24 protein-coding genes and 1 pseudogene are annotated in these 25,232 nt (G+C 62.9%); 13 read left to right on the top strand and 12 right to left on the bottom strand.

Annotated features, from left to right (window positions below):
• Positions 1–28 precede the first annotated feature (28 nt).
• A complete protein-coding gene (locus C9412_RS13840; protein ID WP_181358649.1) occupies positions 29–682 on the bottom strand; it encodes a hypothetical protein in 654 nt (217 codons plus the stop codon).
• A 133-nt stretch (positions 683–815) separates the two neighbouring features.
• On the opposite strand from C9412_RS13840, the gene C9412_RS13835 reads away from it, so the two are divergent.
• Complete coding sequence (locus C9412_RS13835) at positions 816–1,496, top strand: hypothetical protein (RefSeq protein WP_107232160.1); 681 nt, start codon at positions 816–818, stop codon at positions 1,494–1,496.
• A gap of 27 nt (positions 1,497–1,523) precedes the next feature.
• Here the strand turns inward: C9412_RS13835 and C9412_RS20705 are convergent, their stop codons facing one another.
• Both C9412_RS20705 and C9412_RS13830 read right to left on the bottom strand, forming a co-directional pair.
• Complete coding sequence (locus C9412_RS20705; RefSeq protein ID WP_181358648.1) at positions 1,524–1,697, bottom strand: hypothetical protein; 174 nt, start codon at positions 1,695–1,697, stop codon at positions 1,524–1,526.
• Between the two features lie 9 nt (positions 1,698–1,706).
• Positions 1,707–2,531, bottom strand: coding sequence for an alpha/beta hydrolase (locus C9412_RS13830; protein WP_107232159.1), 825 nt, complete (start codon positions 2,529–2,531; stop codon positions 1,707–1,709).
• Between the two features lie 220 nt (positions 2,532–2,751).
• Here C9412_RS13830 and C9412_RS13825 point away from each other — a divergent pair, with 220 nt between their 5' ends.
• Positions 2,752–3,231 carry a DUF4440 domain-containing protein gene (locus C9412_RS13825; RefSeq protein ID WP_107232158.1) on the top strand — a complete coding sequence of 160 codons (480 nt, stop codon included), beginning with the start codon at positions 2,752–2,754 and terminating at the stop codon, positions 3,229–3,231.
• On the opposite strand, the gene C9412_RS13820 is transcribed toward C9412_RS13825, so the two are convergent.
• A complete protein-coding gene (locus C9412_RS13820; protein ID WP_258190238.1) occupies positions 3,207–3,596 on the bottom strand; it encodes a PAAR domain-containing protein in 390 nt (129 codons plus the stop codon). The genes C9412_RS13825 and C9412_RS13820 overlap by 25 nt on opposite strands.
• 448 nt (positions 3,597–4,044) lie before the next feature.
• Here C9412_RS13820 and C9412_RS20575 point away from each other — a divergent pair, with 448 nt between their 5' ends.
• Positions 4,045–5,151, top strand: coding sequence for a hypothetical protein (locus C9412_RS20575; RefSeq protein ID WP_146160108.1), 1,107 nt, complete (start codon positions 4,045–4,047; stop codon positions 5,149–5,151).
• 63 nt (positions 5,152–5,214) lie between these two features.
• Here the strand turns inward: C9412_RS20575 and C9412_RS13815 are convergent, their stop codons facing one another.
• Together C9412_RS13815 and C9412_RS13810 are read right to left on the bottom strand one after the other, a co-directional pair.
• The gene (locus tag C9412_RS13815; protein ID WP_181358647.1) at positions 5,215–6,114 is read right to left on the bottom strand and encodes an HNH endonuclease; all 900 of its coding nucleotides are present in this window, start codon (positions 6,112–6,114) and stop codon (positions 5,215–5,217) included.
• 167 nt (positions 6,115–6,281) lie between these two features.
• Positions 6,282–7,427: a YncE family protein gene (locus tag C9412_RS13810; RefSeq protein ID WP_107232155.1), complete on the bottom strand. Its 1,146-nt coding sequence runs from the start codon at positions 7,425–7,427 to the stop codon at positions 6,282–6,284.
• A 286-nt stretch (positions 7,428–7,713) separates the two neighbouring features.
• On the opposite strand from C9412_RS13810, the gene C9412_RS13805 reads away from it, so the two are divergent.
• The 4 genes from C9412_RS13805 to C9412_RS13790 all read left to right on the top strand — a co-directional run bounded on the left by C9412_RS13805 (position 7,714) and on the right by C9412_RS13790 (position 12,200).
• Positions 7,714–9,759, top strand: a complete 2,046-nt coding sequence (locus C9412_RS13805) for an AAA family ATPase (protein WP_107232290.1) — start codon at positions 7,714–7,716, stop codon at positions 9,757–9,759.
• A 125-nt stretch (positions 9,760–9,884) separates the two neighbouring features.
• Positions 9,885–11,066, top strand: a complete 1,182-nt coding sequence (locus tag C9412_RS13800; RefSeq protein ID WP_219906174.1) for an McrC family protein — start codon at positions 9,885–9,887, stop codon at positions 11,064–11,066.
• A 56-nt stretch (positions 11,067–11,122) separates the two neighbouring features.
• On the top strand, positions 11,123–11,338 hold the full coding sequence (locus C9412_RS13795; protein WP_181358646.1) for a hypothetical protein: 216 nt from the start codon (positions 11,123–11,125) through the stop codon (positions 11,336–11,338).
• A gap of 487 nt (positions 11,339–11,825) precedes the next feature.
• On the top strand, positions 11,826–12,200 hold the full coding sequence (locus C9412_RS13790) for a hypothetical protein (RefSeq protein ID WP_107232153.1): 375 nt from the start codon (positions 11,826–11,828) through the stop codon (positions 12,198–12,200).
• 990 nt (positions 12,201–13,190) lie between these two features.
• Here C9412_RS13790 and C9412_RS13780 read toward each other — a convergent pair.
• Together C9412_RS13780 and aceE are read right to left on the bottom strand one after the other, a co-directional pair.
• The gene (locus tag C9412_RS13780; RefSeq protein WP_107232151.1) at positions 13,191–14,573 is read right to left on the bottom strand and encodes an AAA family ATPase; all 1,383 of its coding nucleotides are present in this window, start codon (positions 14,571–14,573) and stop codon (positions 13,191–13,193) included.
• An 84-nt stretch (positions 14,574–14,657) separates the two neighbouring features.
• On the bottom strand, positions 14,658–17,345 hold the full coding sequence (gene aceE / locus C9412_RS13775; RefSeq protein ID WP_107232150.1) for a pyruvate dehydrogenase (acetyl-transferring), homodimeric type: 2,688 nt from the start codon (positions 17,343–17,345) through the stop codon (positions 14,658–14,660).
• A 546-nt stretch (positions 17,346–17,891) separates the two neighbouring features.
• Here aceE and C9412_RS13770 point away from each other — a divergent pair.
• A complete protein-coding gene (locus C9412_RS13770; protein ID WP_107232149.1) occupies positions 17,892–18,452 on the top strand; it encodes a PadR family transcriptional regulator in 561 nt (186 codons plus the stop codon).
• Between the two features lie 60 nt (positions 18,453–18,512).
• Positions 18,513–19,310, top strand: coding sequence for a siderophore-interacting protein (locus tag C9412_RS13765; RefSeq protein ID WP_107232148.1), 798 nt, complete (start codon positions 18,513–18,515; stop codon positions 19,308–19,310).
• Positions 19,311–19,433: 123 nt separating this feature from the next.
• On the opposite strand, the pseudogene C9412_RS13760 reads toward C9412_RS13765, so the two are convergent.
• Positions 19,434–19,649, bottom strand: a pseudogene (locus tag C9412_RS13760) (hypothetical protein); the annotation flags it as partial.
• A 162-nt stretch (positions 19,650–19,811) separates the two neighbouring features.
• Positions 19,812–20,633, bottom strand: a complete 822-nt coding sequence (locus C9412_RS13755; protein ID WP_107232147.1) for a hypothetical protein — start codon at positions 20,631–20,633, stop codon at positions 19,812–19,814.
• A 217-nt stretch (positions 20,634–20,850) separates the two neighbouring features.
• Here C9412_RS13755 and C9412_RS13750 point away from each other — a divergent pair, with 217 nt between their 5' ends.
• Positions 20,851–21,252, top strand: coding sequence for a hypothetical protein (locus C9412_RS13750; protein ID WP_107232146.1), 402 nt, complete (start codon positions 20,851–20,853; stop codon positions 21,250–21,252).
• Between the two features lie 199 nt (positions 21,253–21,451).
• Here C9412_RS13750 and C9412_RS13745 read toward each other — a convergent pair whose 3' ends face one another.
• Positions 21,452–22,168 carry a YceI family protein gene (locus C9412_RS13745; RefSeq protein ID WP_107232145.1) on the bottom strand — a complete coding sequence of 239 codons (717 nt, stop codon included), beginning with the start codon at positions 22,166–22,168 and terminating at the stop codon, positions 21,452–21,454.
• Between the two features lie 86 nt (positions 22,169–22,254).
• Complete coding sequence (locus tag C9412_RS13740) at positions 22,255–22,845, bottom strand: malonic semialdehyde reductase (RefSeq protein ID WP_107232144.1); 591 nt, start codon at positions 22,843–22,845, stop codon at positions 22,255–22,257.
• Between the two features lie 126 nt (positions 22,846–22,971).
• Here C9412_RS13740 and C9412_RS13735 point away from each other — a divergent pair, with 126 nt between their 5' ends.
• From C9412_RS13735 to C9412_RS13725, 3 genes are all read left to right on the top strand, one after another.
• Positions 22,972–23,931: a mitochondrial fission ELM1 family protein gene (locus C9412_RS13735; protein ID WP_107232143.1), complete on the top strand. Its 960-nt coding sequence runs from the start codon at positions 22,972–22,974 to the stop codon at positions 23,929–23,931.
• A 154-nt stretch (positions 23,932–24,085) separates the two neighbouring features.
• Positions 24,086–24,313, top strand: coding sequence for a hypothetical protein (locus C9412_RS13730; protein WP_107232142.1), 228 nt, complete (start codon positions 24,086–24,088; stop codon positions 24,311–24,313).
• Positions 24,314–24,361: 48 nt separating this feature from the next.
• A complete protein-coding gene (locus C9412_RS13725) occupies positions 24,362–25,213 on the top strand; it encodes a DUF2145 domain-containing protein (protein ID WP_107232141.1) in 852 nt (283 codons plus the stop codon).
• The last annotated feature ends 19 nt before the right edge of the window (positions 25,214–25,232 follow it).

The following is a 25,232-nucleotide window of genomic DNA, read 5'->3' as shown; positions in this document are numbered from 1 at the left end:
CGAATGCATGCGTTCGCCGAGATGGTCCTCAGCCGTCGGCGGATGCACTGCCGCGCGCCACAGCCCGCCACAGCGCAAGACTGGCCACCATCGCCATCAGCAGCAGCGTGGCCAGTACCAGGGCCAGATCGTCGGGGTTGCGCTGCAGCGGCGCATGCTCGCGGGTGAGAATGTGGAACATCACCTGCTGCGCCTGGGCCAGCGGCACCTTGCCATGCTCGGTCAGATCCACCAGGCATGTCGCAGGTGACAGGGTGGCCAGACTGCTCCAGGCGTTCTCGTACAGGTGCAGCGTCCAGCTCGCCAGCGCCAATGCGGCGCCATGCAGCAGCGCCAGCAACCCGCCCGCTGCACGCCATCGTTGGGCGAAGCGCAACGCCTGGCTGGCGCACAGCGTCATGGCGCCCAACAGTGCCAGCACGATGCCCAGCAGTGGAATCCAGCGCAGGGGTTGCCAATCGTCCAGCGCCTCGGCACGGGCCATCAGCTGCTCGGCCACCTGCAGCCGCGCCGCCGCATCCGGCCCGCCGCAGGCCGGGCTGAGCGGCTCCAGCAGCAGCGCAACGCGATGATGGAAGTAGCCGGCCTCCAGGCCCAGCGCCAGCAGCGCGAGCACCTGCAACAGGAACAACATCAACGCTGGCCCGAACAGGCGGCCAAGACGGGAGGCAGTCGCGGGCATGGGTACATCCATTACAACGGGGGGCCATGCTAACCAAGCATGCCGGCGTTGTCGGCTGGCAGATGCGACACGCACGGCGCGTACCGGTAGGATGTGCATTCGGAAAGAGGCACGCGTGCAAGGAGTGCGCACGATGGTGACGCTGTACCTGGCGGTGCGCACGCTGCTGCCACTGTTGGCATTCGCGCTGGTGGCCTGGCTGTTGTCACGCCTGATCAATGCGCGTGCCGCGCGCCTGCCGCCGATGCCACTAAACCTGCCCGCGCACAGCCGCAGTCCGCGCAAAAAGGACCGCCGCCTGTACGCGCGCGCACTGCGCCGCCGCCCGGGCCTGCGCAGCGCCACCCTTCCGGCCAGCGCCCCGCGCCGCTGGTACTTCGCCGCCGCGATGGTCGCACTGGCGGCGCTGGCGGCTACGGTGGTGGCGATGCCCGATGGCGCACGCTTCCAGGTGATGGTCGAGAGCCTGCGCGGCTATCCGGTCACGATCGCCGAAGTGCGCGTTCCGGCGGCGGCACAGTCCGTGGTGCTGCAACGATGGCAGCCCGCACTGGCGCCGCTGGCACGCCCGGTCGTGATGCGCTATCCGATCGGCCGCTTCGGCGGCGACCATGAAGCGCGCGCCGTGCTGCCGGTACAAGTTCGGCACCTCGATGATCGACTACAGGTGGCCATTCCCACCGCCGTGGATGCGATTGCATTGCAAACCGAACTGGCGCAGTTGGGCGGCCTGCCAGCCAACGCAGTGTCGGTGCAGCCGGCACAGCTAGCCCCCTGGACCGACACCGGCTGGGCGCCACTGATCCAGAGGTAGAGCCGAGCCCACGCTCGGCTACCCCCATCAATCACCGCGCGGCAGCTTGGCCGCCCACATGTTGTCCACCAGATTCGGGTACGGGCGCCCGTTCTCCTCCGCCCGCTGTCGCGCCGCCTCCTTCTGCGCGGGCGACAGCGGCTGGGATTTCTGGCCCTTGGGGTTGGGCTTCTTCCAGGGTGGGGTCTGGTTCTTGCGCATGGCGCCAGATTACTTCTTCAGGAAGTTCAGCAGCGCCAGATTGAAATGGTCGGCATGGCTGGTGTTGCAGCCGTGCGGCGCGCCTTCCAGGATCACCACCTCACTGCCCGCAATGGCCTCATGCGTGCGCTCGCCGGAGCCTTCAAACGGCACGATGGCGTCGCTGTCGCCGTGCAGGATCAAGGTCGGCACGGTGATCTTCTTCAGGTCATCGCGGAAATCGGTGGTGGCGAAGGACTGCATGCAGCCCAGCGCGGCGGTCTGGTCGGACTGATGGCACAGCGCGATCGCGGCCTGGCGCTGATCTTCGGTCACCATCAGTTTTCCGTCGGCGCTGAAGAAATCGCGGGTGAAGCCATCGAAGAACGCCTCGCGGTCCTTCTCCAGGCCACGGCGCATCTCATCGGCCTTGTCCTGGGTCAGCGGGCCGTCCGGGTTGTCATCACTTTTCAGCAGGTACGGCGGCACGGCGGCGGCGAACACCACACTGTGCAAGCGGTCCTCACCGTGGTTGGCCACGTAACGCGCCACCTCGCCACCGCCCATCGAGAAGCCGACCAGCGTCACCTCGTGCAGGTCGCGCTCTTCGATTAACGCCGCCAGGTCCGCCGCCAAGCTGTCGTAGTCATAGCCGTCGGCGGGCTTCTCCGAGCGGCCGAAGCCACGACGGTCGTAGCTGATCACCCGGTACTGGGCATCGCGCAGGATCGACACCTGCGATTTCCAGGCATCGGCCGACAGCGGCCAGCCATGGATCAGGATGACCGGGCGGCCATCGCCGCCGGTGTCTTCAACGTGCAGGCGAACGTGCAGGCGAATAGGGGAAGCGGACATGGGGGCTCCTGTGGAAGGGCAGAGTTGCAGGCTAGAGCCCTATCCCTATGCCGCCCGTGAGGGAATCGCGGCGCACTGTGACACGGCGTGCACAGGGTAGCCGGGCGGCCGTGCCGCCAAAACCGAGTTTCATCGCGCCCGGTGGCGGTTTCGTCGCAGCACGGCAGCGGCGCGCAGCGGGTCGTGCCAGCCTGCGTGGACCACCTCCGGGAGATTCGCCATGCTGCTGTTCACCCTGCCCCTGCTGGCCGCCGGCCTCGCCGCCGCCCCGACCGCGCCGGACACCCTGCGCGAACAGATCCGCCAGGCCGATACGCAGTTGTTCGCCGCCGCGTTCGACGCCTGCGACGCCGACAAGGCCGCGTCGATGACCACCGAAGACATGGAGTTCTTCCATGACAAAGCCGGCAAGTCCGCCAGCAACCGCGACGACTTCCGCCGCAGCGTGGCCGCGCTGTGCGAAAGCACCCGCGCCAACCACACGCATCTGCGCCGTGAACTGGTGGAGAGTTCGTTGCAGGTGTTTCCGCTGCACGACGAGCGGGCGCTGGAGATCGGCGACCACCGCTTCCACGAACGCGATGCGAAGGGCGTGGAGCATTGGACCGGGCAGGCGCGCTTCATCCAGGTCTGGCGGCGCGTGGATGGGCAGTGGCAGGTGGAGCGGGTGATCAGCTACGACCATCGCCCGGCGGATTGACGAAACCGCTGCGTGGCGTGATGTAGAGCCGAGCCCACGCTCGGCTGCAGTCCGGAGAACGGCAAGGTCGTCCCGACCCGCTGGCTCACAGCCCCAGCTTCTTCGCCTCGGCCACGATGTCCACCATGACCCGGCGTTCCGCCTACATGGTTGTAAGCAGTCGGCAGCCGCTCGCCATGGCGCGCAAACGGCTGGCCATCGATCAGAAAGGTGTGGTCGCCGGTGACGATGGCGAAGAAGCCACCGTGCTGCGGGCTGCTGGCCGTTTCGCCCACGCGGGCGACGGCGATGTTGTTGATGAAAGTGCTGGGCGCACCTGTCAGCACTTCGCCACCGCCGATGGTGCGGTCGCCGAGGACGATCATGACCCGTTGCATGCGCTCTCCCTCGCCGCATGCTGGGGAGGGAAGCCAGTGGGGTTTATGGGTGTGAGGTCGAAAAGGAGGGCCTTTGCAAGTAGTCGCAGAGAATCCTCAACGAGCGCACGCGCATAGCCCGCTGACTGCGACATCAGAGCTTGCAGCGTTGAAGCGCCGCGCTTCGGTTGCATATCCCCTGTAAGGTCTGAGCCGGACCCACCCATGGAATGACATGGTGACCTCCAGGCTAGCCGCAAAGCTATGGATGATTAATCGCGCTTGGCGTTGGAAGTTCACTATGCGTCACCTTGGTCATCTGCTCCCACCTATGCTTCGTGACATCTGCACTAATTCACCACTAAAAAATTGCTCACGTCGGCCGATCTAGTCGCGAGAGCCAGCCTCAGACCTGGCTTATCTCGACCTACACACTGCGCAAACGAAGGGAATCACAGTGACCGATACGCAATCATCCCCCAGCACTGAAGTTAACGCGGTCTTCAAGCTATGGCTTCAACAGCTCGCAGACTCCTTCTCATGGGCAGAGAAGCATCCCGTAAAACTCGCTGCTGCATCTATTGCCCTGCCAAGCCTAAGTCTGTCTTATTACCTTCAATCCGAGCACATACCCCTCAGCATACTTTCTTCAGATGTAATATCAGGACTACCATCGCTGCTAGTTATGATATGCGCCATCACGTTGATGCTATTTGCCCTAGCATTAATGCCCCTTATGGTCATGTTTGAGGAAGCAGATGCCTCGAATGATGGAAGCCTGCACGTTCTTAAACGATCATCCGAAAGAGGGCTGAACATCTTTCAATGGCTCACGGCATTGATATTACCGGGAGCAATACTGGCAATCGCCGTCGTCCTGATGGCCAGCCATCCTGGAAACGACAAATGGGGCATCCCGGTATCTATTGCCCTGGCCGGACTAGTGTTCGTCTTCGCGACATTTTTCTTCAATGGAAACAAGAAGAAACGTCATTGGCTGGACCGCACATGGTCTGCCATTTCCTCAAATCTTGTTCAGATGATTTTTGCACTTTTTGTTATGAAGGGTGCAATGGAATATTTCCGGGAAATCGAAAACTCCTGGGTGATTCTTGGACTACTTCTCCTTGTGATGGCAGCGGCAACATTGATACAAGTATTTTTCGTTAGACTCATCGAGTTGGGCAGCAAGGACGGAAAGATCATAGCGCGAACGTTCCACGCAAGCTTGATCATCATCACCACAATATGCATTTTCCCTACCACTGGTGGCTGGCTTGCAGGAAAGGTCATTTCTAGCAGCGGATCCGGCGGCATGCCGTGCCTGCACCTAATTGTCACGGGCGAAAAATCAGATTTTTCCGAAGTAATCGACTGGCACGACAAGACTCGGTCAATCACGAAGGAACTTGGAATTCGGGCAGCCACTTCCTCCATGTACTACGTGAGACTAAAAAGCGATGCCAAAGGTATTGCAACGATTCCTACCGACCGTGTAGCCAATTTCGTAGAGTGTCGTCTAGCGAACGAAGCTTCCGAAGCGTCATCGATCCCGGGCTCTTAACTCGGCTAGGCTTAGCCTCCCCCCTGCAATGGCACATCTGACCAGATGTGCCATTTCACCTCACTACCTGCCGATCAGCCTTTCCCGATGCTCGCTCAAGTAACGCATCTGCTCTGCGTTGAACGGCTTCGGCGCGACCTTCTGCTCCAATCCCCACTGAGCCCGAAGCCCATCCGGCAGCGCCTCACTGAAGATCATCACACCATCATCAGTGAAAGATATGAGCCAACGATCGAACAGTCGATCGATGTGGGGGGCAAGCATCAGCCCGTTGTTGCCATCGAGGCGTTCGTGGTTATCGCTCTCGGCCCAACGCTTGATGTGACTGGCGATAAGGAACTTTTGGTTCGTCGTTCCCGTTGCACGACACATCGGCTCAATCTCGCACACGTTGCTGCGGAACTTACCCTGCCCAACGCGCGCATTGATCAGCTGCTTCTTCTGGGTCGTCGAGAGCGTGGCATCGTTCTGAATCGAACGAATCGCACTGGAGATCGGCACGTCCTCTTGCCACTGACGAAGCTCCTCGCGATCGGTCTTCAGCAGATCAAGAAGGTCGTCTGCCATCGCCTCTGGCACGGGGCAAAGATACGCCTCGTTGGCCTTTCCGCTCGTCTTGATGGGTGCGTAGTTGTAGGGCAGATGTTGACCTAGCAGATCCATGTGATTACGCACCTCAAGCGGGACGTCAACCAGCTGGTATTGCACCGGTACCGTCCAGCCATCGTTGTTCCAATCACTATCAGCAGTCTTGAAGCTCTCGGGGCGCGCCATCTCGGCATGCGCTCCGCTCACGACGGCAAGAGCCCTGATTTGCTTGTCCGCAAAGGCAAAGATCACGTCACCCGGCCGCACCAAGGTCATGTTCTCGTAGAACGCAAAGCGATGTCCGTTGGTCTTCTTCTTCGGCGACCACAGAAAGCCGCCCTTTGCCGAGGCTTCAAAGGTCTTCTTCTGGTTCACCCACCAGTACGCCATCCCTGCTTCCCCTGTCTCATCTAATTGACACGGCCTATTGGCCTTAGAGACGGGATAGTACCTTCCGATGTCGTAATCGGCACGTTTTTGCCGAATACAGAGAAGGCAGGGGGATGCCCTGCCTTCGCTACGCCTAAGCTCTGTGGAATGCCTTACAACTGAATCCGCGCCACGCTCTCGTTCGCGTCCTTGGCATCCTTCTCGCCGTTCTTGATGCTCACGAACAACACGTTGTTCTTCGCATCCAGCGCCAGGCTGTTCGGGTGAGTCGGCACGGTGTAGGTGGCCACCTTCTGGTAGCTGTCACTGTTGTACGCCGTCACCGTACCGGCTTCGCGGTTGGTCACGTACAGGCGCTTGCGCGGTGCATCCAGCAGGATGCCCAGCGGGCCGGCGTCGGTGGGGATGCTGGCCAGTTCCTTGCCGGTGCTGCGGTCCAGAACCAGCACGCGCTGGCCCGGATGCTTGCTCACCAGGCCGCTGCTCTTGGCCTGGTAGCCGCGCAGGAACTCCGAGCCCTGGTCGGTCACGAACAGGCGCTTGCCGGCTGGGTCCAGCGCGATGTTCATCGGCTGCTCGGCGGCGATCTCGTGCTGGGCCACTACCTTGTTCGAATCGGTGCCCACCACCACCAGGTCGGCCAGCAGGTTGCTGGTGTACACGCGCTTGTTGGCCGCATCCAACGCCAGGCCCGGCGCCTTGGCATTGCCCAGGCCGTCGATGGTGTTGATCACCTTCTGCGTGGTGGTATCAATCACGAACAGCACGCTGCTCACATCCGGCTGGCTGCTGTGGCCGGTCACGTACAGGCGGTTGGCGGCGCTATCCACCACCAGTTCGCGCAGGTCGTGGGTGTAGGCGGCCTTGCCGTCCTTGCCGGTCTTCTTTTCCATCAGCTGGATGGTGCCGATGGCCTTGTTCTGCGCGGTGTCGACCACGGTCACCGACAGGTCCACGGTGTTGCCCACGTACAGGCGGTTGTGGGCGTCGTCCAGCACCACACCGAACGCCTTGCGCTCCAGCGGGATGCGGGTTTCCACGGCCAGCGTGGTCGGGTTCAGGCGCAGCACCTGGGCCGGGCCGGCGTCATCGCCGAAGCCACCGGACGAGGCGACGAACACGGCGTTCTGTTTCGGGCTGTAGGCCAGCTCGTACAGGCCCTTGGCCACGGCTTGGCGCTGCACGGCGGTGGTGGCGTTGGCGGCGGGCGCGTTATCGGCGAAGGCGGCCGGCGCGCCGAGGCTGAGCGAGACGGCAAGGGCCAGGGCGGCCGAGCGGAAAGCGGAATGACGGAACATGCAAGCATCCTTGAAAGGGCACGGGAGGGTGTCCTGGCTCGCTGGGCCGTACGAAGACGGCCGTTCCGGCGTGTGCGCACGGAAGGGCTGGCTGGGTTAGCGGGGGGAATGGTAGCAGGAGACAGGGGGCCGGGGTGGGCTCCTATACCGGGCACCCGCGTAATCCCTGCCAAACGCCCAGGGGCCCGCCCTAAAGTTGCACCCGTTGCTGCCGCCTAGCACTAGGTGCTGCAATCATCCCAAGGCGGAATGAGTCCGCCCGCATCGTCAAGGAATGGAAGGCCCGATGTCCGAATTCTTCACGCAAGAACATTTCAACCTGCTGCAGTCGCTGCAAGGGAAGAAGTTCGATCAAACCGATGCCGCGCATCAGACCGCCTACAACAAGCTGCGCCAGGCCTACGATTTGACGCAGGACTGGGCGAACCGCATCAAGGCGGCGCGCTTCTCCAATGGCCGCGTCAGTATCCGCCGACGCGCCACCAACCAGGGCAATCACTTCGCTGGCTACAACTGGGCGAAGATTTATCCCGATGCCGCGTCGCCGCCTTCACTGGCCTACACCGTTGGCCTTAACGGCCATGACGGCTTCGTCGTCAAGATCGACACGGTGAAGCTGCAAGACAACAACCCCATGCGTGAGGCCTATCTGAAGTTGCGTGGTCCGTTTCAGTCCTCACCCATTGTTAAAGTGCTACCGATCGACCAAGGGCTGTCGCTTGGCATGGAAGATCTGGTGGCGTGGAGTTTGAACGCCATCGCCGAGTTCGGGCTGAGCTACGACGAAGTGGCAAAGCGCATTGGCCAGCCCGATGAAGTTGAGCCGGATGCCGTGCTGAAACACTTCGATATCAACGAAGACTTCCGCACCATGCGCAAAGGCTGGACCTCAGAAGACACAGAGCAATTCTGCAGACTGGCTCGGCTGGTGCATTACTCGGGAATGGACTGGTGGTTCGCAGGTACCCACACCCATCTGCGCTTTGGCCGGAAGAACGCCGGCAGCGGGCGGGCCGTTTCGGTGGTTGGGCTGGTGACAGGTTCGCTCGCCTGCCGGGTTACCTGGCGACCTGAGTTGCCAAGCATTTCCAAGTTCGTTCGCAAGGTCATCTCAGAGAAGATGGTCGACAACATCGCGACCGCGCTGGATGCCGATGATGAAGCCCTGCAGGAGCTGATTCGAACCGACGAAGAGCGCGAGGGCTTCTGGCCTGGCCAGGCCGATGATGACGCGTCTACCACCTCTGATCCGTCGGACGTAGACGACAATGATGAAGGACTGCCCGCGGTGCAGAGCGAGGTCGCGGAGAGGCTTGCGTTTAATCGCATCTACTTCGGTCCGCCAGGAACCGGCAAAACGTACGAGCTCAAGTTCCTGCTGGATGATCAGTTCACAGCTGAGGCGGACGAAAAATCGGCGTTTGAAGGCGAGACCGAGCGCTACACCTTTGTCACCTTCCACCAGTCCTACGGCTACGAAGATTTCATCGAAGGTCTGCGCCCGGTCATCGAGGATAGCGCCCAGGGCCAAGTGCGCTATGAAGTTCGTCCGGGCGTGTTCCTGAAGCTCTGCGAGCGTGCGCGCAAATATCCCGATGAAATGTTCGCCATCGTCATCGACGAGATCAATCGCGGCAACATCAGCAAGATCTTCGGCGAACTGATCACATTGATTGAACTGGACAAGCGGACCGGCATGAAGAACTGCCATTCGGTCACGCTACCCTACTCACAGCAGCTGTTCTCCGTTCCGCGCAATGTCAGCATCATCGGCACGATGAACACGGCCGACCGATCCCTGGCATCTCTGGACACCGCGCTTCGCCGCCGATTCGAGTTTGAGGAAGTGCTCCCCAACTCAGAAGATGGCGACCTTGCTCCCTTGGGCGGCCTGCGCGTTAACAGGGATGACGTCTCCATTCATATCCCAAAGCTGCTCTCTGCGATGAACCAGCGCATCGAAGCACTCTACGATCGCGAGCATCTGATCGGCCATGCTTACTTCATGCCACTGAAGAACATCAAGGAAGACAGCGAGCGCATGACGGCCCTGACCGCGCTGTTCGAGAAGCAGATCTTGCCTTTGCTGGAAGAGTACTTCTACGACGACTGGCAGAAGATTCGGTTGGTACTTGGCGACAATCAGAAGCATTCGAGTCTGCAATTTGTGCAGGAGACCACCAACGATGACCAGACATTGGAACGCCTGTTCGGCGCCAATGCTGCGGCCGAGGGACATGGTGCACGGCCGCGTTTCAATCGAAATCCTGATGCCCTGAGCAAGCCAGACGCCTACGTGGGCATCTACAACACGCTGTTGGGCAACGAGTGAGCACGGCAGCCACGCTCACCCTGCACGAGTACGACGTACTCGTGCCGGCATCGTCATCGGGCACAGCGCCAGGTGGTGCGCGCGTCGTGCCCGATGGCGTTTACCGGTGGCTGGAACGGCAGTCGTTGGAACTGATCGACGGCAAGCTCTCCCCATGGGTGCGCCGTTGCCGCCGCGGTGTTCAGGTCACCAGCCATGTGGGCGTGGTTACCGCGCCAGGCGGCCAACAGATCGAGATCCTGCCCAAGGTGGGCAAGGCGCTGGATGCCGGGGCCGGTGAAGCGCGCGGCCTGCTGTTGAGGATGTTGCGTTGCCTGCAGCAGTTCTCGCACCTTCGGTTCGGCAATGCGCAGCTTTCCGCCGACAGCATGCCGCTGCTGGACGTGTTCGTTGGCGAGTTCCTGCGCACGGTGGTGGCGGTCACCCGCACCGGGCTGCGCGGCCAGTACCAGACGCGCGAGGATGATCTGCCCGCGCTGCGCGGAAGGCTTCTCGTTGCCCAGCATCTACGCCGCAATCTGGTACGTGCTGATCGCTTCCACACCGCCCATGATGAATTCAGCATCGACAGGCCGGAGAACCGGCTGATCCACACGGCGTTGCGCAGGGTGCTTGGCGCGACCCGCATGACCAACCATCAACGGCTGGCGCGGGAACTGCTGGCGTTCTTCGCTGAGGTGCCGGTCAGCCACACCCCAGACCAGGACATGCAGCGGGTGCAGCTGGACCGCAACATGCGCACCTATCGCGAAGCGCTGGATTGGACCCGTTTGATCCTGCAAGGGCTCTCGCCCACATCGGCGGTGGGCGCGCAGCAGGCACCGTCGCTGCTGTTCCCGATGGAACGGCTGTTCGAGGCATACGTGGCCAGGCACTTCCAGAAGCAGCTACCGGCGCATCTTGCGCTGGATACCCAGGTAAGGCGGCATCACCTGGTGCATCACGGCGGTGCGAAATGGTTCCAGCTGCGCCCGGACATGGTGGTGAGCCGGCAGAAGACAGACGTACTGGTGCTGGACACCAAGTGGAAGCTGCTGGACGCCGGCCAGGCCAATGGCACCGACAAGTACGGCCTGCAGCAGGAAGATTTCTACCAGTTGCACGCCTATGGGCGCAGCTATCTGGATGGACAGGGTGTGGTTGCGCTGGTCTACCCGCGTACCGACAAGCTGAATCAGCCGCTGCCGGTGTTCGACTTTCCCGGCAGCGAAGGGCTGCGGTTGTGGGTGCTGCCGTTCTGCCTGACGCGGGCCGAGGTATTGCTGCCTGAGGGGTGGGTATGGCCGGAGGACAGTGTGGCGGGTTGAATCCAACCTCTTGAGACGAGGACGCGTCATCTTCCCCGCCCCACTGGAGGATGACCATGACCCGAATCGACGCCGCGTGGCTGGAAGCCTTCGACAAGGAGTTGCTGCATCTGTTCGCCATCGACCATAGCGATGCCGGCATGGATGAGTATCTGCTGGGTTGCTACGCGGATCTGCCACCGCGCGAGGCAGCGCTGGCATTCGGCAGCGACTACGACCTGGAGCGTGACGATGCCTTGTGGCCACGGCCGGGTGTAGCGCCGAAGCGTTAAGCCGTGTCGCAATTGGCACACCTCGCCTGCCGACGCTTTGAGCTGAGTGTCGCTTTTGGAACCGCGGGCGGCGGCAAACCGTGCTTTTAGGAGCGCATTCGGGCGGTAACTTAACAACGGCCGAGACCGCTGCACCGCAAGGATTCCGCCGTGCGCCTGCCGTGCAACAATGCCGTAAGCGTCAGCATTTGTGGCCCCTGCGGCCTACGGTTTCTTGGCATCTCGCAACCATGCGAGTACACCTTGGCATGCCACCACGCACAAGGTGGCGCGGGACTCGAAAACCCGTCTGAATACCCAGTGCTTCACGCTTGCCAGTCGGCGTCATCTTCGGATGGCGTCGGCTGGCAATCCGTTCGCGTTCCATGGCGGGCGGTGCGTGGGGGCCTTCGGGTCCGCCGGCTTGGGTATTCACCGGTTTTCGAGCCACGCACCGTCCGCCACCTCTATCGGTGGCGCTGCTATCTGTCCTGTACGGAGCATTGCCATGAGCACCTCGGATTTCCGTTCCCTGCACGCGCTATACGATCCGGACAACGCCGACGCCGACGCCGAGCGCGAACCCTCCCCCGATCCCAACTCCTTCGTCGCCACGCTGCGCCGCATCGGAACCGGTGCGGCGGCGGATGGCCAGCCTTGGCCGGAACGGCATCAGCTGCCTGGGCGTTGCCTCCAGCTGGCAGATGCGGACTGCGCCGTGGCCGGTCTGCGTGTGGTCGCGGAGTTGATGCTGGCAGCGGAGCGGACGCGGCAGAACGGCGCGCCGGAGGAGTATTTGGGTGATCGGATGATGGAGGGGTTGAAGATGGCTTGCGTGGCGTTGACGGCGCAGGTGGCTGAGCGACTACAGGTGCAGCGATAGAAAGCAATCGGAAACCAGCAAAGACACCTCACCATCTCTCGCATCTGTCAGGCCGCCAAGCCTGGCGGCCCATCTATAGGCAGATCTAAAGATCTGCCCAATTGGAACTGCACCCGCAAATGAAAGGAGTTCCTTTCTGCCTCCCCAAGCAGAGCACTAGTTATGCTTTCCGATGGAATCGGAACCGGAAAGAAGAAAACAATACGAATGATTAGTCGACCAATAATAGGCCATTTGAACTGGAAACATCACCCTATAACTCCAGCCATCTACTGATAATAATTTAACTGAGTCAACCGCGCCTCCGCTACCGCCCCCAGCACGGACCTCATACAAGAATAGAACTCTGGCGGTGCTTGATTCGGAAACAGAATCGTACAGGCCTCCTCCAAATCGACACCGCTGCTATTGAGATCCGCTATCGCGTCAAGGGTTGCTTCAATCGCCTCGCGTCTGAGTCGACGAAGCCGATTGGAATCCAAGCCAAGGTGAACAATTGTCTCCCCTGCGGACGCTTGCAGCGCCCCGGGACAACTCGGCGAAACACTAATTGATCCATCCACCGAAAAACTAAAAAGCATGTCAGATCCAATAAAATCCGACAGTGGATTTAATATAACTCCGACCAAATTCTGATTTGCCTTTAGCGCATCACAAGAAAGATCGGGCGCCGAGAACCGGCCAGGCTGAGGAACTGACTTATGTGCTCCACCATGGCAGCAACCCAGCATATTGAGCCACATTGCAGCGTAGTTTGGCGGAACAACATGGGGACTCTTAGGGTGAAAATGCTCGACCCTGAAATCCGAGCTATCCGGATTGCTTTCGTCTATTATTAATCTTATCTCGCAGTATGCGCAAAGTGACTGTTGATCCTCAAAAAGAAATTTTCTAATCTGAGCATATCGCGAGCCATTCTTCCGAATCACACTCCAAGTCGCCGATGGATTATTAGCAACAAACGCCGCAAGCTTCGGCGGAGAGCCACCCTTATTTAACCTTCGCATTATTAACTCTCCCACTCTCCGCAACTCTAATTTCGACATCAATTCGCCGCAGCTCGGGTTCATCTCGCCATCCCCAGGCATCCAACTCGTTACGAAGCTCACGAGCCTCCTGGGAGCTCCACTCGCCCGCACGAACTAGCGTCTTGTATCGATCAAGCTTCGCTGTAATCGCGTTGGGGGGGCGCGCATCAACCTCCTGAACATTTTCCATAACATCCACACTTCGCGCACCCATCGCAAAGCTAGGGATGGATACACCAGTTTCCACTTCGTTGACAACTAGCTTCCTTACGCAACGACTCTCTACGCTACTCATAACTTGCGGACTATGTGTCGTAACAATGAACTGAGCATTTGGGAAAACACGGAGGAGATCAGATATTATGACTTGCTGCCAGGAAGGATGAAGGTGCAGATCCACCTCATCAATTAGAACAATCGCCTCAGCTTCCAGCGGATTTTTCATAACCTCAGATGGGTTGGCCTCAACCATGCGGCAAGCTAGATCTGCCACCATCGCGAGACAGGTTCTGTAACCATCGCTCAGCTGATTGAGGTCAAAGGTTCTCGTCTTGTCCCCCTCCGCCTTGTCCACAACGAATCGGAGGGGCCTCAGAACGGTCCGAGGCTCCTTGAACCCAGGAAGAAATCTCTCGATCGCATATCTAACTGCATCCAGCTCTTCATCAGAGTAATCAAAGGAGCGAAGTTTCTTTTGCTTGAATGCCTCTTCAGTCTCTTTCGCATGAAACCATTCAAAGACACGCTTAAAATTTGAGTTAGAGTTTAGGGATCCGGTTAAGCTATCGAAACGAGGAAAATGCGTCTTGAAGTTTCTCCTGCGAAGCGGCGTCTCAAAAACTGCACGATCTGTTCCATAATATGCGATCACAGGCATCAAATAAGATTCTCCGCCAGAATCAGCCGTGATCAACTTATCAACGAAGCCATCCAGCTGCTTCACTCCAATGACGTGCTCTTGATTCAACTGATCCAAAAGTGAGTTTACTGTTTTAGGTGTTCTCTCCCTAAGCTTGGTTCGAGAAACCTCAATTAGCACCTCGCCATCGTCGATAGAACCAGAGAGCCCCGAGCTCTCTTTCGTCACATCAAGCCGTGCCCATACGTGCAATCCTTCACTTGGTTGCAAGGCAGAATCAATTCGAATATCACCGGCCCGCGGCGAAATTCCAGTTAGACCGGGAAATCTCGTATGCATTCGACCGAATATGTCGCGTATGGCCCCGAGAATACTTGACTTACCCTCGCCATTATTTCCGGAAATAATAGTAACGTCACCTTCAAAGCTCAACTCAAGCTTTCGATGAGATTTGTAGTTGTAGAGAGCCAGCTGCTTTATCTTCATTTCCACCCACCGACAGGGACTGGATGACACTCAAGAAAAAAGGCGGTAGAACCGCCCTTTTTCTACACCTCAATTGCGACCTAATCAAACCCCAACAGGATTAGCCTTCTCCGGATCAATCTTGTACTGCTTGATCGCCCGGGCCACGTCCTTCGCGGTCATCTTCCCTTCCTTCGCCAGCGCCGCAATCGCGGCGTGCGCGATGTAGTAGCGATCCACCTCAAAGAACCGGCGCAGGTTCGCACGCGTATCCGAACGGCCGAAACCATCGGTACCCAGCACCGTGTACGACATCGGCACGAATGCGCGGATCTGGTCCGCATACGCACGCACATAGTCGGTAGCGGCAATCGCCGGGCCCTGGCGGCCTTCCAGCAGCTCGGTCACGTAGGCCTTGCGCTGCTCACCTTCCGGATGCAGGCGGTTGGCACGTTCCACGTCGAAACCATCGCGACGCAGTTCGTTGAAGCTCGGGCAGCTCCAGATATCGGCGGTCACGCCGAAGTCCTTGTCCAGCAGCTCGGCCGCGGCAATGGCTTCGCGCAGGATGGTGCCGGAGCCCAGCAGCTGCACGCGCAGCTCGCCCTTCTTCGGCTTGCCGGCGTCGGTCAGCAGGTACATGCCCTTGACGATGCCTTCGGCCGCGCCTTCCGGCATTTCCGGGTGGGTGTAGTTCTCGTTCATCAGGGTGACGTAGTAATACTCGTCCACCTGGTCTTCCATCATGCGCTTGGTGCCGTGCTGCAGAACCACGGTCACTTCGAAGCCGAAGGTCGGGTCGTAGCTGCGCACGTTCGGAATGCCACCGGCCACCAGATGGCTGAAGCCATCTTCGTGCTGCAGGCCTTCACCGTTCAGCGTGGTGCGGCCGGCGGTGCCACCCAGCAGGAAGCCGCGGGTACGCATATCCGCCGCCTGCCAGGCGATGTCGCCCACGCGCTGGAAGCCGAACATCGAGTAGTAGATGTAGAACGGCAGCATCGGCACGTTGCTCACCGAGTAGCTGGTACCGGCGGCCATCCACGAGCTGATCGCACCCGGCTCGCTGATGCCCTGCTGCAGCACCTGGCCGCTCTGGTCTTCGCGGTAGAACATCAGCTGGTCGGCGTCCACCGGCTTGTACTTCTGGCCGAACGGCGCGTAGATGCCGATCTGGCGGAACAGGCCTTCCATACCGAAGGTACGGGCTTCGTCGGCCACGATCGGCACGATGTGCGGGCCCAGTTCCTTGTCACGCAGGGTGATGTTCAGGCTCTGCACGAACGCCATGGTGGTGGAGTAGCTGCGCTCGCCGCTGCTCTTCAGCAGGCGCTCATAGGCTTCCAGCTTCGGTGCCACGAAGGTCTTGTCGGCCTTGCGGCGGCGCTGCGGCAGGTAACCGCCCAGCGCGGCACGGCGTTCCTGCAGGTACTGCACTTCTGGCGAATCCGGGCCCGGGTGGTAGAACGGCACCTGGCCGTCGGCCAGCTGCGCGTCGGTCACCGGAATGTTGAAGCGGTCGCGGAAGTGGCGCACCGCATCGTCGTCCAGCTTCTTGGTCTGGTGGGTCGGGTTCAGCGCTTCACCGGCGCTGCCCATGCCGTAGCCCTTCACGGTCTTGGCCAGGATGACGGTCGGCATGCCCTTGGTGTTCACGGCCTGGTGGTAGGCGGCGTACACCTTGTGCGGGTCGTGGCCGCCACGGTTCAGGCGCCAGATGTCGTCGTCGCTCAGGCCGGCAACCATCGCAGCGGTTTCCGGGTACTTGCCGAAGAAATGCTCGCGGGTGTACGCGCCGCCGAAGGCCTTGCAGTTCTGGTATTCGCCGTCGACGGTTTCCATCATCAGCTTCTTCAGGACGCCGTCGCTGTCCTTGGCCAGCAGGGCATCCCAGTAACCGCCCCACAGCAGCTTGATCACGTTCCAGCCGCCGCCACGGAACACGCCTTCCAGTTCCTGGATGATCTTGCCGTTGCCGCGCACCGGGCCGTCCAGGCGCTGCAGGTTGCAGTTCACCACGAAGATCAGGTTGTCCAGGCCTTCACGGCCGGCCAGCGCGATGGCACCCAGGGTTTCCGGCTCGTCGCTCTCGCCGTCGCCGATGAAGCACCACACCTTGCGGTCGGACTTCTCGATCAGGCCACGGTTTTCCAGGTAGCGCATGAACTGCGCCTGGTAGATGGCGGCCAGCGGGCCCAGGCCCATCGACACGGTCGGGGTCTGCCAGTAATCCGGCATCAGCCACGGGTGCGGGTACGAGGACAGGCCACCGCCGTCCACTTCCATGCGGAACTTGTCCAGCTGCTCTTCGCTGATGCGGCCTTCCAGGAAGGAACGCGCGTAGATGCCCGGGGCGCTGTGGCCCTGGATGAACAGCAGGTCGCCCGGGTGGCTTTCGCTTGGGGCGCGCCAGAAGTGGTTGAAGCCCACGTCGTACAGGGTGGCACCGGACGCGAACGAGGCGATGTGGCCGCCCAGGTCACCCGGCTTGCGGTTGGCGCGCACCACGGTGGCCATCGCGTTCCAGCGGATGATCGAACGGATGCGCCATTCCAGCTCGGCATTGCCCGGGCTCTTGGCCTCGAGCTGCGGCTCGATGGTGTTGACGTACTCGGTGGTGGGAGAGAACGGCAGGTAGGCGCCCGAACGACGGGTCAGTTCCACCATGCCTTCCAGCAGCTGATGCGCGCGCTCGGAGCCCTCGACATCAATAACGGCCTTCAACGACTCGATCCACTCCTGGGTTTCCACAGGATTCGGGTCGTTGTTCAGCACCTCGTTCAACCAGTTCATTAGCGCTCCCATAACCGCACGCACGCGCGCGACTGTTGTATAGATTTCTAGACCGCAAAGTGTAGCGCACCAAGGGCTTTCGTCACTTGGCTACGCTGGCGTATGGACGCAAGCGGCCAGTGTCCGCAAGGGGCTTGCAAGCGCCCTTGATGGCCCTGCGGCGGGCCTTGGCGGCTGCGTGGGCTGTCGCTTACGGACCGCTGCGCCCATGCGCAGGACGCAGTGTTACTGCTGCCGATGACGGTTGTGGGGCACGGTCGGTGGCGCTGCCGGCACGTTCCGGGGGCGGGCGCTGAACCGCCGCCAACATGTCGCACCTTCCTCTGGATCGGGGCTGGCAACCGGCCCAGGGTGGTTGGCGAGTCATGGGCTTGGCGGCCCTGTCCCCTTCCACGATTGCCGCCAGGGGCGCCCACACGGGCGCCCCTTTTTCTGCCCGCGCGCCGGGGCCGTGGCCCAAATCACCCCTGCTTGTGGCCGGATCGGGTGTTGTCGCTTTCGACATATCGATATATCGTTTTCACACTCGTTTACCGATATATCGAAATGAGCCGTTCCCCTTCTCCCCGAGCCCGTTCCACCGATTCGGCGGTGCCGCGCCGCAACGGCCAGCCGCGCGTGCTCAGCCGTGGTGACCTGCGCCTGCTGGTGCTGGCCCTGATCGGCGAGCAGCCGCGCCATGGCTACGAGCTGATGCAGCTGATCAGCAACCAGTTCATGCAGGCCTACACGCCCAGCGCCGGCACCATGTACCCGCTGCTGGCCAGCTTCGAGCAGGCCGGCTGGATCGAGGCCGAGGAAGTGGATGGCAAGCGGATCTTCCGCATCACCGCCGCCGGCGAGTTCGAGCTGAAGGTGCAGCGCACCCAAGTGCGGCTGGCGCAGCGACGCGCCTTCGACCGCGCCCGCGAGATCACCAAGGCCTCGCTGCCGCCGCCGCTGGCCACCGCCCTGCGCGAGTTCAAGCGGGCGCTGGTGCACCACCACGGCCGCTGGGCCGAGGGTGAGGCCGACGAAGTGGCGGCGCTGCTGACCCGGGCCTCGGCCCTGCTCAACGGGACTGCCGGTAACGAGACACCCCCGCTTTCAACGACCCAGCCAGACTGATTCCAGCCAGGTCCTCCCCTACGCCGCGCAGCACTGCGCGACACCTTTGCAGGTACCCCCATGACCGAACACAACAACACGCGCCTGCGCCTGGATGTGCGCTTCCGTGAACTGACCGTGCTGCGCACTGAAGAAGTCACCCCGCACATGCGCCGCATCGTGCTGGGCGGCGACGACCTGGCCGGTTTCGATTCGCCCGGCGCCGACGACCACATCAAGCTGTTCTTCCCCAACGCCAGCGGCGAGATGGTGCTGCCGGTGCTGACCGCCGAAGGCCGCAGCTACCCGGAGGGCAAGGAGCCCTCGCCCGCCCGCGACTACACCCCGCGCTGGTGGGACCACCAGACCGGCGAGCTGGCCATCGACTTCGTGCTGCACGACCAGGGCATCGCCGGGCCGTGGGCCGAACGCGCGCAGCCCGGCGACCCGCTGGTGATCGGCGGCCCGCGCGGCTCGTTCGTGGTGGCCGACAGCTACGACGCCTATGTGCTGATTGGCGATGAGACCGCGCTGCCGGCCATCGCCCGCTGGCTGGACGTGCTGCCGGATGGTGCCGAGGTGCAGGCCTACATCGAAGTGAGCGATGAAGCCGAACGCCAGGACCTGCCGCAGTACGAGAACGTGCGCATCCACTGGCTGGAGCGCAACGGCTTCCCGGCCGCCAGCAGCACGCTGCTGGAGGACATGTTGACCGACTTCGAGGCACCTGAGGGCGACGTCTTCTACTGGATCGCCACCGAATCGCGCCGCGCGCGGATGATGCGCAAGTTCATCGAAGGCCACCTGGGCGTGCCGCGCGACTGGATCCGTTCCACCGGCTACTGGAAGGCCCACCCGGACGAAACCGACGGCGATTGACCGCATGCACCTGGGTAGGTGCGGACCGTTGGTCCGCACGCCCTTGACGCACCTTCCTCGGTAGGTGCGGACCGTTGGTCCGCACGCCCTCCGACAGGTAGTGCCGGCCGCTGGCCGGCAACCTCATGAACCTTCGGCAGGAACCTGCAGCTGCCGGCCAGCGGCCGGCACTACCACGCCGGTCCCCGCCTGCCGCGTCCATCCGAACCGATGCGCGGCCCAGATCTCCAGCGCCACCAGCAGCAGGATCAACAGCCACGGTAGCAGCAGCCCGAAGTACACGCCGGGCATCATGCCGTTGATCTGCGCCTTCACCAGCCGCAGCACGCCGCGCGTGTGGAAGGCCCACCCGGACGAGACCGACGGCGACTGACCGCATGCACCTGGGTAGGTGCGGACCGTTGGTCCGCACGCCCTTGACTATGTAGAGCCGAGCCCACGCTCGGCTGCTTTTCGAGCCGCCCTCGCGCTGCGCGCGATAAGCCGAGCATGGGCTCGGCTCTACAAGTGCTCCGTTACCGGTTCAGAGCCCAAGCCGTTGGAAAGTGGCGCCACCTTCCGCGTCCATCCGAACCGGTGCGCGGCCCAGATCTCCAGTGCCACCAGCAGCAGGATCAACAGCCACGGCAGCAGCAGCCCGAAGTACACGCCGGGCATCATGCCGTTGATCTGCGCCTTCACCAGCCGCAGCACGCCGCGCGTGTGCAGCAGCTCATCCACGTGCATGGTCAGGGCCTCGCGCACCACCTTCGGCTCCACGCCCAGTGCGCCCGCCTTGTCCACCAGGGTGTCTTCCACCAGACCACGCAGCACGCCTTCGCGCACCTTGCCGATCACCCAGCCCGTGGCACGTGCCAGTACGCCGTCACCCAGGCGGTCCAGCGCCGGCAGCGGGTGCTCGCTGAGGTAGGCCGAGGCCACCGCATCGGCCACATCGCCCACCGTGCCCTGGCTGCGCAGCGCCTCGCGCATGCGCGGGTCGTCCAGCGAATCGGTGAAGCCGTGGCTCCATTCGGCCACCAGGGTCTGCAGGTGCGGCTGGAAATGGTCCAGCTGCTTGAACAGCGCGCGGTGGGCACCGGCGGTGAAGCCCAGCTGCAGACCGAAGAAGGCGGTGGCCAGCGGCAGCAGCACCATGTAGCTGGCCAGCAGCCAGTGATGCCAGCGCTTGCGCCGCTGCAGCCAGCCGCGGCGGCGCAGGCCATACCACACGGCCAGGCCAGCGATGAGGCCCAGCAACGTGCCCAGCACGCTGCCCAACGCCAGATCGAGCACGCTCAAGCCGGCCCAGAATTCGTTCAACCAGTACTGCGCGTCCTGCATGGGTCGTTCTTCCGTGAATGAAACAGCGGCCCATTGTAGAGCCGAGCCCACGCTCGGCGGTTTCCTGCCTTCGGTGGGTGCGGACCGTGGGTCCGCGCGCCTCCCTGCAATTGCCGGCCAGCGGCCGGCACTACCGAGCGGGCGATGCGACTGCGGCCGGCACGACCGAGCTCGCAATGCGACAATCGCACTCCCTTCCTGCAGCAACGAGGCCCACATGGCCAAACTGACCCTGGCCAGCGTGGACGCGCTGCGTACCCGTTTCGCCGATGACACCGCCTGTGATGCGGCGCTGGCCGCGTTCACCGACACCGCCGCACTGCGCGCGCCGCTGCGCGACCTGGTGGAGGCGCAGCACCGCTACCTGCAGGCCGAGTTCGAAGTGGCGCAGGTGGCCGACGTGCTGCGTCGCGACCAGAAGTACGCGCCGGTGGGCCGCCCGTCGGTGCATATCGTGCAGCTGCGCAAGCAGCAGGCCGCGACCAAGCAGGCGGCGCTGATCGCCCGCCAGGTGGTGGCGCAGGCAGCGCAGACCTTCGTACGCGTGAGCGGGCTGACGGTGAAGGCCAAGCAGAGCCCGAGCGAAGCGTGCGTGGCGTGGATGGGCGCGCTGCGCTGAGGGATCGTGCGGACCAACGGTCCGCACCCACCAGATGCAGGTCCGCACCTACCGGGTAGTGCCGGCCGCTGGCCGGCAAGCCCATCAGCATCGGGCACCTCGCATGCAGCCGGCCAGCGGCCGGCTCTACCGGAACCCAAAAAGAAGGCCCGCTTTTCAGCGGGCCTTCTGCCTTCTCACGACGAGTGAGCGGGGTGCATCAAGCCGCCGGCTTTTCGCCAGTGGCTTCGGTGGTGATGCGGATCTTCACTTCATCGCTGACGTTCGGAGCATACGCACCGACGCCGAAATCGCTGCGCTTCAGGGTGGTGGTGGCATCGAAGCCGGCGGCCGGAACCTTGGCCATCGGGTGCTCGCCGCCACCGTTGACGGTGACGTCCAGGACGACCGGCTTGGTGGTGCCCTTGATGGTCAGGTCGCCGGTGACGGTCAGCTTGTTGGTGCCCGCCGCTTCCACCTTGGTGCTCTTGAAGGTGGCATCAGCAAACTTGGCGGCGTCGAAGAAGTCGGCGCTCTTCAGGTGCTCGTCGAACTTGGCGGTGAAGCTGTTCAGGCCGCTCAGCGGCAGCTTCACTTCCACGGTGGACTTGGTCACGTCTTCGGCGTTGTACACCAGGGTGCCTTCCACGTTGCCGAAGTGTGCGCTGGGGTTGGAGAAGCCGAAGTGGCTCCACTGCGCCAGCACGTCGGTGTGGCTCGGGTCCAGCTTGTAGGTGCCCGAGGCGATCTTGATCGCTTCGGCGGCCGGGGCGGCAGCGGCAGCATCGGCGGCCGCAGCCGCCGGGGCAGCGGCCTGTTCGGTGGTGGCCGGGGCAGCAGCGTCAGCGGCCGGGGCAGCGGTGTCGGCCGGCTTGGAGCAGGCGGCGATGGCCAGGGTCAGGGCCAGCGGCAGCAGCAGTTTACGGGTGGCGCTCATCTGAGGAACTCTCCGGATCGTAGGGTGGGTACACGGTGCAGCAAGAGCCCGCCGAGCAACGGCGGGCCCGAAACCGATACAGCGACTTACGCGATGCGCGCCGCTTCGTCGAACGACAGGCGCGGCAGACGCGGGAACAGGCCCGCCGAGTCACCGTAACCCAGGTTGACCAGGAAATTCGACTTGATGGCGGTGCCGGCGAAGAACGCCTCGTCCACCTTGGCGTTGTCGAAGCCCGACATCGGGCCGGCATCCAGGCCCAGCGCGCGCGCGGCCAGGATCAGGTAGGCGCCCTGCAGGCTGCCGTTGCGGATGGCGGCTTCATGGCGGCCTTCACGCGGGCCCTCGAACCAGGCCTTGGCATCGGTGTGCGGGAACAGGTACGGCAGCTTCTCGTGGAAATCCAGGTCGAAACCGATGATGACGGTGACCGGGGCGGCCATGGTCTTGTCGTGGTTGCCTTCGGACAGGGCCGGGGCCAGCTTGGCCTTGGCTTCGGCCGACTTCACGAAGACGAAGCGGGCCGGCGTGGTGTTGGCTGCGGTCGGGCCCCACTTCACCAGCTCGTACAGTTCCTGCAGCAGGCTGTCGGACACCGGCTTGTCGAGGAAGGCGTTCTGGGTGCGGGCGGTACGGAACAGCTGGTCCAGGGCGGCAGCGTCAAGCGCGTGGGACATCGGTGGATCTCCAGGGCGGCTAAGGGAAGTCAGTGCCCGCGGGCGGCGCGGGGCGAATCGACGAGCCGCAGTGTAGAGTGTCGCGACTGTTGCAACACCCAGCAGGGCTGAAACGAATTAATGCCAATGGTGAAACGATCGAGCGCGCCCTGGACGGTCACCGACGGCCGCGCGGGCAATGTCCGCCAGGCGGTCGCGCTGGCCTCGGCGCTGCGTCAGGGCGCCCATCGGCCGCTGCTCCTGCAGCCGCGTGCACCGTGGCGCTGGCTGTCACCTCGCCGCCTGCCCGGTGATATGAACGGCTATGGCGAGGCATTGGCGACACTGGCTGCCGACCCGCCGGCATTGGCGATCGGCTGTGGCCGCCAGGCCGCCGGTGCCCTGCGCGTGCTGCGTGCACGCGGCAGCCAGGTGGTGCAGATTCTTGACCCGCGCCTGGGCGCGCGCCACTGGGATGTGGTGGTGGTGCCCGAGCACGACCGCCTGCGCGGCAGCAACGTGCTGACCCTGCTCGGCAGCCTCAACCCGGTGGACGATGACTGGCTGGCCTGGGGCCGCGCCGCGTTCGCCGGCTTCAGCACCCTGCCCGGCCCGCGCACCGCACTGCTGGTGGGCGGCCCGACGCCGCTGGCGCCGTGGGACGAAACCGCGATGGTCGGTGTGTTCCGCGCCCTGGCCGAGCAGATCCGCAGCGAAGGCGGCAGCCTGCTGGCCACCACCTCGCGACGCACGCCGCCGGCGCTGGCCGAGATCCTGCGCGCGACCTTCGCCGACCTGCCGCACGTGATCTGGGGCGACGGCGGCGACGGCGTGAATCCGTATGGCGGCCTGCTCGGCTGGGCCAACCGCGTGGTGGTATCGCCCGATTCGGTGAACCTGCTCTCTGAAGCCTGCGCCACGCGCATGCCGGTGATGGTGGCGCTGGCCGATACGGTGCAAGGGCGGCTGGCGCGCTTCCAGCAGCAGTTGCGCGAACGCGGGCGCTTGCAGACGCACTGGCTGGACTGGCAGTACGACCGCATCGAACCATTGCGCGAGACCACGCGGATTGCCGCCGAGGTAAAGCAGCGCCTGGCACCTGGGTAGTGCCGGCCGCTGGCCGGCAATGCTCTATGCGCTACCGAAGATCCTGACGTTGCCGGCCAGCGGCCGGCACTACCGGGGTGCCCAGCGATTTTTGAACATCTCGATCGGGCCGCACGGTTAGAGTCCAGCTTCCCCCATCGGACCGGATGTCCCCATGCGTACCCTGCTTCTGCTGCCGCTGGCCCTGCTCGCCGCGTGCTCCACCGCGCCCACCGAGCTGGACCCGATTTCCTACCAGTGCCAGCAGCAGCTGGATGCGTACCGCGAACAGCCGGCCCTGCGCAATCCGCGCGACGAGCGCCCGCCACTGCCGGTGGCACCGATCAGCGAGGCCTGCGACCGCGAGCTCAAGCGCAAGGGTGTGGACCGCCCGCTGCGCTGACCGGCGTATGATCAGCGCGCGGCCCTGACCGCCGTTGAAGGTACCGACATGGATCGTTTCTATCGCCTGCCCCGCGCCGCGCTGTTGTTCGCCAGCCTGCTGGCAACCACACCCGCCTGGGCCAACAGCACCGAGTGCCGCGAGCACTACCCCAGCGTAGCGTCGCAGGCGGCGATGCTGGACGTTGCCTGGACCACTGCCGAACGCCTGGACGCGCTGCCCGACGTAGAGGTGGTGATTGCCGCGCGCGGTGGCCAGGACCTGAGCCGCTACGGCCTGCGCCACAGCCATCTGGCCTTCCTGCTGCGCGAGGACGACGGCCGCTGGCGCGCCATGCACCTGCTCAACCGCTGCAAGACCGACAGCTCGCAGCTGTACCACGAGGGCCTGGGCAACTTCGTCGGTGAAAGCGCGGGGCATACCGATGTGCGCATCGGCATCCCTTCGCCGGCGTTGCGTGCGGCACTGAAGGCGATGCTGGCCGCGCCGTCGATCCAGCCCAAGGCGCTGCACGAAACCAAGTACAACGTGGTGGCCTATCCGTTCGCCACCGATTACCAGAACTCCAACCAGTGGGTGCTGGAAGTGCTGGCCGCGGCGATGGCCCAGGCCGACGGCGCGCCGGCCATCGTCAAGCGCGAACAGGCCCAGCAGTGGCTGCGCCAACAGAAATACCAGCCCAGCGTGCTGCATATCGGCCTGGGCAAGCGCGTGGGTGCGCGCCTGTTCGTGGCCAACGCCACCACCACCGACCATCCCGCCGGCGAACGCATCTCCGGCAACTACTCGGTGGTGACGGTGGAATCGGTGTTCGACTTCCTGCACCAGCGCAGCCAGCTGCAGCAGGAACTGGTGATCCCTCATGTGCCGGTGGCTGGTGCTGCCGCCGCCGCGCCCTGAATCCTTTCCTTTTTCCTCG

Origin of the sequence: Stenotrophomonas sp. Nf1 (assembly GCF_003028475.1) — a bacterium.
In the GTDB taxonomy this organism is placed as follows: Bacteria; Pseudomonadota; Gammaproteobacteria; order Xanthomonadales; family Xanthomonadaceae; genus Stenotrophomonas.
This window is presented reverse-complemented; position numbering and strand designations above follow the sequence as displayed.

What these genes read in the sequence shown, in the direction of transcription:
- C9412_RS13840 (WP_181358649.1), bottom strand. Translation starts at nt 682, where the DNA reads ATGCCCGCGACTGCCTCCCGTCTTGGCCGCCTGTTCGGGCCAGCGTTG.
- C9412_RS13835 (WP_107232160.1), top strand. Translation starts at nt 816, where the DNA reads ATGGTGACGCTGTACCTGGCGGTGCGCACGCTGCTGCCACTGTTGGCA.
- C9412_RS20705 (WP_181358648.1), bottom strand. Translation starts at nt 1,697, where the DNA reads ATGCGCAAGAACCAGACCCCACCCTGGAAGAAGCCCAACCCCAAGGGC.
- C9412_RS13830 (WP_107232159.1), bottom strand. Translation starts at nt 2,531, where the DNA reads ATGTCCGCTTCCCCTATTCGCCTGCACGTTCGCCTGCACGTTGAAGAC.
- C9412_RS13825 (WP_107232158.1), top strand. Translation starts at nt 2,752, where the DNA reads ATGCTGCTGTTCACCCTGCCCCTGCTGGCCGCCGGCCTCGCCGCCGCC.
- C9412_RS13820 (WP_258190238.1), bottom strand. Translation starts at nt 3,596, where the DNA reads ATGATCGTCCTCGGCGACCGCACCATCGGCGGTGGCGAAGTGCTGACA.
- C9412_RS13810 (WP_107232155.1), bottom strand. Translation starts at nt 7,427, where the DNA reads ATGTTCCGTCATTCCGCTTTCCGCTCGGCCGCCCTGGCCCTTGCCGTC.
- C9412_RS13805 (WP_107232290.1), top strand. Translation starts at nt 7,714, where the DNA reads ATGTCCGAATTCTTCACGCAAGAACATTTCAACCTGCTGCAGTCGCTG.
- C9412_RS13795 (WP_181358646.1), top strand. Translation starts at nt 11,123, where the DNA reads ATGACCCGAATCGACGCCGCGTGGCTGGAAGCCTTCGACAAGGAGTTG.
- C9412_RS13790 (WP_107232153.1), top strand. Translation starts at nt 11,826, where the DNA reads ATGAGCACCTCGGATTTCCGTTCCCTGCACGCGCTATACGATCCGGAC.
- C9412_RS13780 (WP_107232151.1), bottom strand. Translation starts at nt 14,573, where the DNA reads ATGAAGATAAAGCAGCTGGCTCTCTACAACTACAAATCTCATCGAAAG.
- aceE (WP_107232150.1), bottom strand. Translation starts at nt 17,345, where the DNA reads ATGAACTGGTTGAACGAGGTGCTGAACAACGACCCGAATCCTGTGGAA.
- C9412_RS13770 (WP_107232149.1), top strand. Translation starts at nt 17,892, where the DNA reads ATGAGCCGTTCCCCTTCTCCCCGAGCCCGTTCCACCGATTCGGCGGTG.
- C9412_RS13765 (WP_107232148.1), top strand. Translation starts at nt 18,513, where the DNA reads ATGACCGAACACAACAACACGCGCCTGCGCCTGGATGTGCGCTTCCGT.
- C9412_RS13755 (WP_107232147.1), bottom strand. Translation starts at nt 20,633, where the DNA reads ATGCAGGACGCGCAGTACTGGTTGAACGAATTCTGGGCCGGCTTGAGC.
- C9412_RS13750 (WP_107232146.1), top strand. Translation starts at nt 20,851, where the DNA reads ATGGCCAAACTGACCCTGGCCAGCGTGGACGCGCTGCGTACCCGTTTC.
- C9412_RS13745 (WP_107232145.1), bottom strand. Translation starts at nt 22,168, where the DNA reads ATGAGCGCCACCCGTAAACTGCTGCTGCCGCTGGCCCTGACCCTGGCC.
- C9412_RS13740 (WP_107232144.1), bottom strand. Translation starts at nt 22,845, where the DNA reads ATGTCCCACGCGCTTGACGCTGCCGCCCTGGACCAGCTGTTCCGTACC.
- C9412_RS13735 (WP_107232143.1), top strand. Translation starts at nt 22,972, where the DNA reads ATGGTGAAACGATCGAGCGCGCCCTGGACGGTCACCGACGGCCGCGCG.
- C9412_RS13730 (WP_107232142.1), top strand. Translation starts at nt 24,086, where the DNA reads ATGCGTACCCTGCTTCTGCTGCCGCTGGCCCTGCTCGCCGCGTGCTCC.
- C9412_RS13725 (WP_107232141.1), top strand. Translation starts at nt 24,362, where the DNA reads ATGGATCGTTTCTATCGCCTGCCCCGCGCCGCGCTGTTGTTCGCCAGC.